A 10,917-nucleotide genomic window follows, 5' to 3' on the forward strand; every position below is an offset into this window, starting at 1 on the left:
CCAAATACAACATGCAACTGGAACATAACACCAAAGAGTGGACAGGAGTCAAAATATGAGCAAAAGTCAAACGAGCATTAAATTTGTCACTCCCGAGATTGTCCGTGATAAAGATTACGATGCTGTAATCGTGGGAGCGGGAGTAGCTGGAGCCATTGTCGCCAAACAATTGAGCCAACAGGGCAAGACTGTCTTAATCCTTGAGGCGGGAACTGGTCAGGCTTTAACCCTTGAGGGCTTTCAAAGTCACGTCGAAACCTTCTACGGCGCTGTGGAGAAAAACTCCAACTCTCCGTATCCCAGAAATCCCAATGCCCTTAGCCCCACTGATGATGTTCTGCGATTCCCTGAGGCTGATGATCCGAGGCACTATTTTAAGGAGGAAGGTCCCCTCCCTCTGAGTGGTTCCTATACGCGGGTCTTGGGTGGGACAACCATGCACTGGGAAGGGAAAACTATACGGATGATACCGGACGATTTCAAGTTACGCACCAACTACGGACAAGGTCTTGACTGGCCAATTAGCTATGAAGATCTTCAACCCTATTACCGTCAAGCAGAGTATGAGCTTGGGGTTTCTGGGAACACAGAAGAACAAGCAAATCTAGGTGTCCCCTTTATCCCTGGCTATGTCCTGCCCATGAAAGAGCTTCCCCCTTCTTATTTAGATCAGAAAGTGAGTGAGGGACTTGGTGACGCTACCGTTGACCTTTATGGCGAGACCTTTAGTTTAGGACTTAGTACTTTCCCCCAGGCTCGTAATAGTATCCCTAACCCTGATTACAAAAGACCTGGTTTTAAACCGAATGAGTTGCGCCCCCATAACTTTGTTCCCAAGGGAGTTGCCAGTGTCAATCCGGTTGAGTATGGGGAACGGTGCCAAGGAAACGCTAACTGTGTACCCATCTGTCCGGTTCAAGCCAAGTATGATGCCCGAAAAACCCTAAATACCATCGCCTTTCCCGAGCGCGTGCATCTACTTCCCAAGGCTGTCGCTTTTAAAGTTGAAGTTGGGGAAAACGGTCGTGTCACCGGTATTCACTTTAAGCACTATCAGGATAAAGATTCTCCCAACCATACCGATGGAATTGCCACAGGAACTTTATTTGTCTTAGCAGCTAATGCGGTGGAAAATGCCAAGTTAATGCTGATTTCTGGACTACCTAGCAGTAGTGGATTCATGGGTTGGTATCTAATGGATCACCCCTACCTCTTAGCAAGGGGCTTGATGCCTGACGTGACTGGTACTCTGCGAGGTCCTCAGGTTACATCAGGCATCAGTCACTTTCGTAAAGGTAAGTTTCGTCACAATCAATCCGTATTCGCCATGTCTATCCACAACGATGGTTGGGGATGGTCTGGTACGGATCCCACTAAGGTGGTGCGATATGCTGTTGATCAAAATATCTATGGAAATCAACTGCGTCAGGAATTGATTAGTAAGATCTCACGGCAGTTACTGCTGGATTTCATGTGTGAATTACCCGCCGAGTCCAGTAACCGAGTCACTATTGATGACCAATATAAGGATCAACTAGGTATTCCTCGTCCAGTTATTCACTTTAACATCCCTAATTACACCAAAAACGCCATCGTTTTCGCCCGAGAGCTCTCTCGTACGATCTTTGAGCGTTTAGGAGTCAAAGATCATACTAACTATGATGAGCAACCCCAAGACCCTGCTTATTTTTTTTATGAAGGTAACGGCTATTGGACTCGAGGAGGAAACCACTTTGCGGGAACCCACGTTATGGGAACGAATAAATCTGACTCTGTTGTTGATCAGAATCTGCGTTCTTGGGACCATGAGAATCTCTACATGGTTGGTGCAGGAAGTATGCCTTCTATTGGCAGTTCCAATACCACATTGACTCTGGCTGCGTTAAGTTTTAAAGCTTCTGAACAAATGCTTAAGGACTTGAAAAACCTTGAGATTTAAAACAACCAAGCGCACTGATTTCACAACCCTTGAAACTATTGCCAGCAGAGGTATTATTGATGACTGATTATAAGTTGATTACAACGGTTGAAGACCTGCATTACTATCTCAAGCAGGCCATGGTCATAGAACATGCAACTCTTCCCCCTTATTTGACAGCCCTTTACTCTCTCAAACCAGGCTCAAATCTAGAAGCGTTCCACATTATTCGAGACATTGCTGTGGAAGAAATGCTTCATTTAACCTTAGCAGCCAATGTGTTTAATGCAGTTGGGGGAAACATTGAAGGCGTTTTGACCGACCCTGAATTTGTTCCTAGCTATCCCGCTGGAATGCCTACAAATCCCCAGGAAGATCCATTTGACATTAACTTAGGCAAGTTTTCCCAAGACGCAGTGGAGACGTTTCTTAATATTGAACGTGCTAAGCATGTGTCTGAAGACAAACCATTAGTCCCAGCTCGACCCAGGCCAACATTCAAGCACAGTATTTTGAAACTTCTTGGCCAAGAAGAAGATCTGGGCTATTACAGCATTGGGTTGTTCTACACAGAGATAATCCGTGGCTTATATGAACTAGATAAAGAGTATAAGGCTGAAGGTCATAATCTCTTCAGTGGTAATGCTTGTAAGCAAATTACTCCTGAATATTACTATGACGGTGCAGGAGATATCGTCAAGGTAACGGATCTTGATTCTGCCCTCAAGGCTTTATACGTTATTCAAACCCAAGGTGAAGGGTCTGGAAGCGAAACGATCTATGATTCTGAAAAGAAACTTTGCCATTACTATCGTTTTCAACAACTAAAGTTGGGTCGATACTATGTGATAGATCAAGATGATCGCGATCATCCCACCGGTAAAACCTTTAACGTTGATTGGGGAGAGGTTTATCCCGTCATGGAAAATCTTACCCTGAGTAAGCTCAGACAATATTGTGAGACAGATTCAGAGTTATATATTCACGCCCAGGAGTTCCAGGAAGCTTACAGTGACTTCCTCGCAGAGATTGAAGAGTCCTTTAATGGTAATCCTCAACAGTTGCTTCCTGCGGTGGGCAAAATGTTCCGACTCAAAGAATTGGCTAATAGTCTGATTCGTAATCCCATTCCAGGGTCTGGTGGCTTGCATGCTGGTCCGATTTATAAGTGTGATTAAAGAGCATTGGAAGTAAAATTTTTCAAAGCCAAATTTAATGGGAGTAACCCAAAGCTAACAATTTTCTGGAGGTAAATAACAAGTGGATATTGAGAAAGATGAGTTGATAGAGCATTTCCTTGATTTCTCCGTAGTAGTTACCGGATTTTCTCGGTTTGATCTGCTAGGAACTGGACAAGCGGAGCTTTACTATCAAACCGTTGAGACAAAAATTGGTAAACCAATATTGAAGGAATTACTCGACACCTTTCATGATCTTGACCTGAAGGCACAAAAGAACTATAAGCCTTCTATTTTAACTGAGGGACTACATTCTGATATTCTGGCTTATTGGAAACTAGGACCTATTGCCCGTAACATCATCAAACTCTGGTATACCGCTACCTGGTATGAACTTCCCGATCAATCGGGGAAAGATTTTGGTGTAACCCTAGTAGATAATAAGACCTGTATTCCCAGTCCCCAAGCCTATCCCGAAGGACTGGTGTGGCGCGCAGTTGGGGTTAATCCCCCTGGGGCCAAAGCACCAGGATATGGAACTTGGAGTGAAGAGCCTTCCGTTAGCCTCAGTTAATTAAGAGCAGTTTTCATGTGGGGTGGGTGGGATGGGTCTCAAGTTTGGCAGAAGGTTTTAAATTGATGTTTACTGCCTCCATCTTAACACTGCTGTGAGACGTTATTGCTTGGAATACAACTCTAGTTAGAGAACATGAACATTAAACCTTGGTTTACGCGAATCTCTGCTTTTGGATTAGTGATTCTCCTTAGCTTGACGGCATTTAGTTTGCCAGCTAAAGCTTTCCGCCAAGATAGTGCAACTGCAACCCAAAATGCTCTAGAGCAGTTGCTGACGACAAATGAATGCAATGGCTGCGATCTATCGGGAGAAGATTTATCCGGTAAAGATTTATATGGCAGCGCACTCCTTGGCGCTAATCTTTCAGGAGCCAATTTATCGGGAGCATTGCTTAATGAAGCAAAGCTAAATGGATCAAATCTAACCGAAGCAAATTTATCATACGCATATATGCTGGGGATAAAGTTACAAGATGCCATTCTAATCAATGCCGATCTCTCCAACGCAAAATTGATTAATGCCAAGATGATTAATGCAAAATTATCCGGTGCCACTCTAACAGGAGCTGATCTAGAATATGCCATCATCTCTGATGCGGTTTTGTCCAATGCGATCGCCCAAGATGCAGATTTCAAAAACGCCAATTTATCTGACTCTGATTTATCCAGTGGTGATTTTTCTAATACTCTGATGGAAAGTGTGTTTTTATCAGGGGCTACTCTTAAGAACACCAACCTATGCAACGCCGATCTATATGGTGCAACGATGCCTGACAATACTATGTATAATGGAGATGTGTCCAGCTATGAGGCATTAGATTGCCCTTAAGACCGTAGATTGAGTCAAGATTTCTAGAATCGAATCAAGAAACAGATAGTGGTTTTCCTGTAGGTTAAGTATAATTCCAAGTTCTGGATTTTAGGGAGTAGGAAGTAGCACTGCCTCAGTATTTCCTATTCCCTAAAAACCGAGAACTATGTACTTAATAAAACTCCAAACCGCTAGATTACAAAGTCATTGTCAAGACTAGTAAAAACGACGAAATTGTCATGACACAGAAACCAGCAAAAATGAAACAACAAGTACAAACTTTTGATACTGAACCGAAGGAGCTAAAATCCTTTTTGAAACAAATCAGCCGTTTGTTGATTGCCTTAGCTATGGCGCTCCTAATCGGGATAACTACCGCACTTCCTGCCAATGCCAATGCTACAGTTACTTTTGAAAACGCCAACAACGTTCGTTTAGGCATTACCCCCACAGGTTGGAGTAATAGTGACGACCTCACTATTGATACTAATCCTCCCATACCCTACCAACAAATCCTCAGTGAAATAGCGCTATCAGGATTTGAAGGTACTCAAGGTTCACCTAAATTTCCCAGCAAAGAGGAATTGAAACCGGAACTAGACCTCCGTGGTTTAACGATTTCTGAACCTTGGGTAGGGACTTACTTCACCCTTGGCGATGAAGGCAAACGAGAAAGTGAAAGGATCTTTGATGATCAGATACAATTCATGAAAGGTTTTGACAGTAACATTATTGTTGTTGCCGAACTCGGTGGTGCTGTTCATCAACAACCGATTGATCCCTTAAAAAACCGACCTAGTTTTAACAATGACCAATGGACAAAATTAATTGAGGGATTAAATTACTTGGGTGGAGAAGCATCTAATCAAAATATGCAGTTAGTTTACCATCCCCATGTGGGAACGGGAGTAGAAACTCCGGCAGATATCGATAGATTAATGAATGGTGCGACCGATTTCGAATTACTCCTCGATACCGGTCATCTTTACTATGCAATTGCCCAAAATACCAGTAAAACGTCGACTGAAATTCTTGCAGACATACAGAATCTTGTCACTACCTATGCTTCTCACATCAAGCACGTTCACCTGAAAAACATTCGTGAATCAGTGTTAAGGGACTCTATCAATAATGGATGGAGTTTCCTAGACTCCATTCGAGCAGGAGTGTTTACTGTTCCTGGTGATTCTGAAGGGGTGATTAATTTTAATCCTATCTTGAAAACACTTGCTGATGCTAAGTATGAAGGATGGTTGATAGTTGAAGCGGAACAAGACCCCAACACAACCATGGGATACGACCCATCAAAAACTCCTTTGGATTATGCATTGATGGCGCGAGACTATCTCTGTGAACAGACCGGGTTATAGTTCTATTCAACCCTAGTAAAGCAGATTAAAGCTTTGGGGTAGGTGCCTAACTTAACCCCAGCAAGCGGTGCGACCCCGGTGATTCGCAATCACCTAGGGAACGCGCACCAAGAGATGGTTGACAGGTTTGTGGATTCCTGGGTTTAACACCAATAAAAATCCACTCCCCATCATTAAAACCTAGCTATTCCCAGAAAATAAAATGAGCAACTCCCCATCTTTACCTGATATTTACATCAGTTTCTTTATGTTTACTACTGATATGAAACCTAATGATGAGGAATATAGGAACGAAATAGTACGGCATATTAAAGAGTTAAAAGGTTATGGTTATAGTGGGTTTGAGTTTCCCATTGCTCCTACTTCTGAAGAAGATTTCAGCCAAGATATCCAAAATTATCAGGAGTTAAGGAAATACATAGACGCTAAAGAGTTGTCTGATGTTAAGATATCCACCAATGTAGGAGCAACCGAAACTTTCGATCCTAGTTCTTCTGATTCCCAACAACGGCAAAAAGCACTGGAATATCTGAAATCAAGGGTTGATATTACAGCCGCTTTAGGGGGTGAAATTATGATGGGGCCAATTGTTATTCCCTATGGTGTTTTCCCTGGTATCTGGAGCGATGAACTGCAAGAACATTTAAAAGAACGCTATGACAATGCAAAACCTATTCTCAACCAATTAGGCGAATATGCTCAAGAAAAAAATGTAAAATTAGCCATAGAACCTATTACTCATTGGGAAACTCCTGGACCAAATAAATTATCTCAATTAATAGAATTTCTTGAAGGTGTTACAAGTAAACAAGTGGGAGTTGTAATTGACAGCGCCCACGAAATATTAGATGGAGATGGACCAGAAAAATTCTCACGACAAGTTGCCAATTTAGCGCAACAAGAACGGCTACATTATATTCAAGTTTCACCTCCTGATCGTGGCGCAATTCATACCAGTTGGCTACCCTGGCAGGAATTTCTCACACCAGTTTTAGAAGTATATAAGGGACCAATTGCTGTAGAAATTTTCAATGCCATTCCTGCCTTTGTTGACTCCCTACGTTTGTCTCGACGCAAGTTTTGGATACCAGGACAAGATGACCCTAATTCCTATCCCAGTGCTTATGAAATCGCCGAGAAAGCTATCAAAGCAACCAACAATGAAATTACCAAAGTTCTAGGCAGTTCCTAACTGCTATTGGGGGTAATAGTTAAGTCAATAAAGTTAACTATTACCATTATTAAAAACATTTTTTATTGCAATTATGATCATGAAAAAAATATTAGATAATAAAAGAATTATTTCGCTCTTTATTGTGTTTATACTTAGCTTTTGCTGGGTATTTTTACAGGAGGGACAAGCGATCGCCTGTGAAACAATCGAGACAGAGCAAGAAGTGGTGCCAATTGAGGAAGAACCCTATCATCACTTTGAGTACGAGAACCAGTATCTGCGAGTTTTTGATGTTATTTTTCCTCCAGGCTATAGGACATTACCTCACACTCACGCAAAAGATAATGTTGCCATTGTTATTAATGGGGGACTCCATAAAATAGAAAAAGTGGGTGGTGAGCCTCCAGAAGAACTCGTCGAACCTGGAGTTGGAGAGGCTTTATTTGCTTGTGCCTCAGACGAACCATACACACACACAATTACAAATCTAGACAATGAAATATTACGATTTAAAGATGTTGAAATCCTATCACCATTAGAATTATCGGAAGACGATATGGCAACCGAGAATTTGCCTGAACATGAGATAATCCTTGACAACGAGGAAATGCGTGTTTATCGATTAAATCTCCAACCAGGTGAATCAACAGAACTATTGACTCACAACTTCCCATTCCTTACTGTTGCAATTTCCCCAGGCACAGTAGAGGTAGAAACACCACAAGGGAAGTCACAACCAAAAGAGTTCAAGCCAGGAGAAATCTGTTGGCATACAGACCCATCAAAATACATATTGAAAAATATTGGATCGACGAGTTTCGAGAAAGTCGATATTAAGTTGAAATAGAGAGTCTTAAGATGGTTAGCTTTTTATCCGCTTTCTCCCAAACTTCTCTATACCGTTTCTAGGACTCATGAGGTACACATTATTTTTTCCCTCTTCCCTTTTCCCTTTTCCCTCTTCCCTGCTCCCTGCTCCCTTCTCCCTAAAAACCAGAAATTTGTACCTCACAATTCGTAGAATTGCTATATCTGTGCATCAATCATCAGTAAAATACAGTCATTCTAATGCTTTAGAAACTTAAAAAAGGATAAAAACTTGCTTCTTTCGTACTTTCTATGCTAAACTCTAGCAATTCTCTTTCCCATGAGGTACAAAGGGATCCCCCTAAATCCCCCTTAAAAAGGGGGACTTTGAGGTTGAAAAGTGTACCTCATAAATGCAATAACCGCTATAATAGCTAATTTATTGATATAATCTTAAAATAACTAAAATTATTTGTAAGCATTCAGCTATCAGCTATTAGTTATTAGCTTATGGGTTAGGTCACAGGTTTCCAGCCTGTGCCACAGTACTTTTGAATAAAGTAAGCTGACTACTGACCACTGACCGCTTACTGGTATTGAAAATTTTCTGCATAACTATTGGTGATTACCCCGATAAGTCTATAGATACTTAGAAATCAGCTATTAGCACTCAGCAGTCAGCAGGTCTGACGGGGTGACAAACAGCCGGGGGCCTTAAGGCCACGCGTGCGCGTTCAAAGCCTTACAGGGTGACCGGGTGTGGGGTGAGGGCGAACGGGAACCCACCCCTAACCCCTCCCAGGAGGGGAAAGATCAGGAGCTGGCTAGGTGGCATTGGATCGTTTAATCAGGTTTCGGAGCGATTGTTATCCCACCGGATCACTCCAAATTCCCTGTCTTGATGCAGTCGCTCATGGGGGAAACCACGGCAGTTGCTCATGGGGGGAACCCCCAAGACCGCACTGCCTCCCCTGTTCCGAAGCTGCATCGCTTCTATTTTCCCCACCCCCTACCCCCTACACCCCACACCCTGTCTAGTTTAATGCCTTGTTGTCACCCCCTGAGCAGCAGGTAGTGCCTTAGCTGAATGCTTACAAATATTTGACCGAATTTTCTTTGAATGGTCATCCTGACAGCTTGGTTCCTGGAGTAGGGGAAATGTTCCGACTCAGGGATTTAGCTAATAGTCTGATTCGTAAGCTCATTCCCGGAAACGAAGATGCCTGTCATGGTGCTCCGATTTATCGGTCGGACGAACAGTAGAAGTCGGAAGTCAAATTGGTTCGACCCAATTGAATGGGATCAACGCAAAGCTAAAAAATTGGCGTTGCTGAATATAAAAATGGTTTACTAACGTCGTTTTGAGCAGATTCCTAAAAAGCCTCCTCAACCAGGACAAGAAGCGGTTCGCGCTAAATTAAAAGCCTGGAAAATCAAGCGTGAATTTTCTCGATGAAATTCCTTCGATAGTCCCTTCAAAACTATCCCAAATTTCCTCCGCACAGGTGGCATCGCCTCAGCACGGGCAAATGCCTGTTTGATTATCTGTGAAGCTTTCTCTATTTCTTCAGCAGTAGGTGGGGCTATTTCTTCCCCCTCCCAGTCTACTATCAATAAATCGTTGGGACTACAGTGAAAGAAAGCACAGAGTTGAGCGAGGTTAGTAAAAGCGATCGCCTTTGGCGCAGCGAAGCTGATCGCACAAGCGCGGAAGCTAAGGCCGTAGGCCACGCTTTGCGAACGCGTGACTCCCATTCGCTTCCCCATTTTCTAGTTCCCTTAATTCTTGCCGATCGATTCCCGTAGATTCAGAAATTTCTTCGTAACTGATATTTCCGGAATTAACTCTTAATTGTGCTAGTTTAGTTGTGACTTTCATCTGGCAAACTGACCTGCTAGTTTCGATTTTATGAAATTATATACCGGTTATCATAGAAATCAGGTACACAGGATTTTTTCCCGATTCCCGATTCCCGTTCCCCTCCTGGGAGGGGTTAGGGGTGGGTTCCGATTCCCGATTCCCGATTCCCAACAGGAACACTGGTAGACCCCAATGGTGATAACAAACCACTATAGTCCCGAATCATTCACCCTCCTCATCGACCGATGGTATGACCAAGACCAATACCCAATACCCAATTCCAGGGTGAATGATGATAGGAAAGAATAATCCGTATTCCTGAAAACGTGAGCCATGTTGCCTCACCTTCGGGACCAGAAATTTATGGTCTAGCCCAGGTAGCAAAGACAGTTTATTACTGATGCTGCTTCGAGCTAATCAAGCCCATCTGTTAGAATCCCTGGCAAACACGACGCTACCGACAAGCCACAAACTCGAGATTACATTCAGAAGCATTACCTATCGAGAGGGGGTTCTCTCCAAGAAGCGATCGCAACAGATGCGAACGCGCCCCGCGTGACCTACGGTCAATCGCATTTTGATTCTGTGTTATATTTACTACTTTTTTGCTAGACTCTGGGTATTATCTATGATGCCCGAATGTTATGGTCTCTGTTGAGCAAGTAATCAAAGAAGCTTTATCTTTGCCCAGTGCATGGAGAGCATTGTTGGCAGAGAAGCTGGTTGAAAGTCTTGAGTTTGATGTAGACGAGAAACTGCAAACACTTTGGGTAGGTGAAGCTAAGAAGCGTCGAGATGAAATCCGAAGTGGTATGGTTCAGCCTATTCCTGGAGAGGAAGGGTTAGCTAGAGTGAGGGAACTTCTAGAGCCATGAAATAGGTCTTTCACCCAGCAGCCTTGACTGAATATGGTGAAGCAGTCGAGTTTTACGCAGAGCGTAGAGTTGAATTGGCACAGGCATTTATCAATGTAGTTGAGGATGCAATTTTCCGAATTGTTGCGTCACCAACTCGTTGGGCTGTTCTTGATGAAGATATTCGTCGATGTCTGACAGGTAAATTGGGTGCATCTCATTTTCGCTGTTTGGGTGGTGCGTTACGGGACGAGCTTTCCTAAACCTGACTACGAGGCAGAAAATGAGGGCTCCCCCTAACGCACCCTACGCAACTTTTTTACAAATATGAGATGCACCCCGTAAATTTCCCTACGGGATTTTATACA

At 43.1% G+C, this 10,917-nt stretch carries 15 protein-coding genes; 13 read left to right on the plus strand and 2 right to left on the minus strand.

Annotated features, from left to right (window positions below; genetic code table 11):
- Positions 1-55 precede the first annotated feature (55 nt).
- The 10 genes from F6J99_RS00845 to F6J99_RS00890 all read left to right on the plus strand — a co-directional run bounded on the left by F6J99_RS00845 (position 56) and on the right by F6J99_RS00890 (position 9,097).
- Complete coding sequence (locus tag F6J99_RS00845; RefSeq protein WP_293111298.1) at positions 56-1,939, plus strand: GMC family oxidoreductase; 1,884 nt, start codon at positions 56-58, stop codon at positions 1,937-1,939.
- Between the two features lie 59 nt (positions 1,940-1,998).
- Positions 1,999-3,096 (plus strand): ferritin-like protein, encoded by a 1,098-nt coding sequence (locus F6J99_RS00850; RefSeq protein WP_293111299.1) that lies wholly within the window; start codon positions 1,999-2,001, stop codon positions 3,094-3,096.
- 82 nt (positions 3,097-3,178) lie between these two features.
- Entirely contained in the window at positions 3,179-3,670 is a 492-nt protein-coding gene (locus F6J99_RS00855) for a hypothetical protein (protein ID WP_293111300.1), read from the plus strand.
- 135 nt (positions 3,671-3,805) lie between these two features.
- Positions 3,806-4,501 (plus strand): pentapeptide repeat-containing protein, encoded by a 696-nt coding sequence (locus F6J99_RS00860; RefSeq protein ID WP_293111301.1) that lies wholly within the window; start codon positions 3,806-3,808, stop codon positions 4,499-4,501.
- Positions 4,502-4,722: 221 nt separating this feature from the next.
- Positions 4,723-5,853, plus strand: coding sequence for a TIM barrel protein (locus tag F6J99_RS00865; RefSeq protein ID WP_293111302.1), 1,131 nt, complete (start codon positions 4,723-4,725; stop codon positions 5,851-5,853).
- 202 nt (positions 5,854-6,055) lie between these two features.
- Positions 6,056-7,045 (plus strand): sugar phosphate isomerase/epimerase family protein, encoded by a 990-nt coding sequence (locus tag F6J99_RS00870; RefSeq protein WP_293111303.1) that lies wholly within the window; start codon positions 6,056-6,058, stop codon positions 7,043-7,045.
- 79 nt (positions 7,046-7,124) lie between these two features.
- On the plus strand, positions 7,125-7,874 hold the full coding sequence (locus F6J99_RS00875; RefSeq protein ID WP_293111304.1) for a hypothetical protein: 750 nt from the start codon (positions 7,125-7,127) through the stop codon (positions 7,872-7,874).
- A gap of 67 nt (positions 7,875-7,941) precedes the next feature.
- Positions 7,942-8,112, plus strand: a complete 171-nt coding sequence (locus tag F6J99_RS00880; RefSeq protein ID WP_293111305.1) for a hypothetical protein — start codon at positions 7,942-7,944, stop codon at positions 8,110-8,112.
- A 635-nt stretch (positions 8,113-8,747) separates the two neighbouring features.
- Positions 8,748-8,909 (plus strand): hypothetical protein, encoded by a 162-nt coding sequence (locus F6J99_RS00885; protein WP_293111306.1) that lies wholly within the window; start codon positions 8,748-8,750, stop codon positions 8,907-8,909.
- Positions 8,910-8,935: 26 nt separating this feature from the next.
- Positions 8,936-9,097 (plus strand): hypothetical protein, encoded by a 162-nt coding sequence (locus F6J99_RS00890; RefSeq protein ID WP_293111307.1) that lies wholly within the window; start codon positions 8,936-8,938, stop codon positions 9,095-9,097.
- A gap of 123 nt (positions 9,098-9,220) precedes the next feature.
- On the opposite strand, the gene F6J99_RS00895 is transcribed toward F6J99_RS00890, so the two are convergent.
- Both F6J99_RS00895 and F6J99_RS00900 read right to left on the minus strand, forming a co-directional pair.
- Complete coding sequence (locus F6J99_RS00895) at positions 9,221-9,565, minus strand: hypothetical protein (protein ID WP_293111308.1); 345 nt, start codon at positions 9,563-9,565, stop codon at positions 9,221-9,223.
- A complete protein-coding gene (locus tag F6J99_RS00900) occupies positions 9,549-9,713 on the minus strand; it encodes a helix-turn-helix transcriptional regulator (RefSeq protein ID WP_293111309.1) in 165 nt (54 codons plus the stop codon). Before F6J99_RS00900 ends, F6J99_RS00895 begins: the two co-directional genes overlap by 17 nt.
- Before the next feature lie 30 nt (positions 9,714-9,743).
- On the opposite strand from F6J99_RS00900, the gene F6J99_RS00905 reads away from it, so the two are divergent.
- The 3 genes from F6J99_RS00905 to F6J99_RS00915 all read left to right on the plus strand — a co-directional run bounded on the left by F6J99_RS00905 (position 9,744) and on the right by F6J99_RS00915 (position 10,812).
- Entirely contained in the window at positions 9,744-9,881 is a 138-nt protein-coding gene (locus F6J99_RS00905; RefSeq protein ID WP_293111310.1) for a hypothetical protein, read from the plus strand.
- A 458-nt stretch (positions 9,882-10,339) separates the two neighbouring features.
- A complete protein-coding gene (locus tag F6J99_RS00910) occupies positions 10,340-10,570 on the plus strand; it encodes an addiction module protein (protein WP_293111311.1) in 231 nt (76 codons plus the stop codon).
- Positions 10,571-10,593: 23 nt separating this feature from the next.
- A complete protein-coding gene (locus tag F6J99_RS00915; RefSeq protein ID WP_293111312.1) occupies positions 10,594-10,812 on the plus strand; it encodes a hypothetical protein in 219 nt (72 codons plus the stop codon).
- Positions 10,813-10,917: the final 105 nt, after the last annotated feature.

Source organism: Moorena sp. SIO4G3 (genome assembly GCF_010692305.1).
In the GTDB taxonomy this organism is placed as follows: Bacteria; Cyanobacteriota; Cyanobacteriia; order Cyanobacteriales; family Coleofasciculaceae; genus Moorena; species Moorena producens_A.

Excerpts from the sequence above, each read along its gene's own strand:
- F6J99_RS00845 (WP_293111298.1), top strand. The coding sequence starts at position 56 with ATGAGCAAAAGTCAAACGAGCATTAAATTTGTCACTCCCGAGATTGTC.
- F6J99_RS00850 (WP_293111299.1), top strand. The coding sequence starts at position 1,999 with ATGACTGATTATAAGTTGATTACAACGGTTGAAGACCTGCATTACTAT.
- F6J99_RS00860 (WP_293111301.1), top strand. The coding sequence starts at position 3,806 with ATGAACATTAAACCTTGGTTTACGCGAATCTCTGCTTTTGGATTAGTG.
- F6J99_RS00865 (WP_293111302.1), top strand. The coding sequence starts at position 4,723 with ATGACACAGAAACCAGCAAAAATGAAACAACAAGTACAAACTTTTGAT.
- F6J99_RS00870 (WP_293111303.1), top strand. The coding sequence starts at position 6,056 with ATGAGCAACTCCCCATCTTTACCTGATATTTACATCAGTTTCTTTATG.
- F6J99_RS00875 (WP_293111304.1), top strand. The coding sequence starts at position 7,125 with ATGAAAAAAATATTAGATAATAAAAGAATTATTTCGCTCTTTATTGTG.
- F6J99_RS00880 (WP_293111305.1), top strand. The coding sequence starts at position 7,942 with ATGAGGTACACATTATTTTTTCCCTCTTCCCTTTTCCCTTTTCCCTCT.
- F6J99_RS00885 (WP_293111306.1), top strand. The coding sequence starts at position 8,748 with ATGGGGGAAACCACGGCAGTTGCTCATGGGGGGAACCCCCAAGACCGC.
- F6J99_RS00900 (WP_293111309.1), bottom strand. The coding sequence starts at position 9,713 with ATGAAAGTCACAACTAAACTAGCACAATTAAGAGTTAATTCCGGAAAT.
- F6J99_RS00905 (WP_293111310.1), top strand. The coding sequence starts at position 9,744 with ATGAAATTATATACCGGTTATCATAGAAATCAGGTACACAGGATTTTT.
- F6J99_RS00910 (WP_293111311.1), top strand. The coding sequence starts at position 10,340 with ATGGTCTCTGTTGAGCAAGTAATCAAAGAAGCTTTATCTTTGCCCAGT.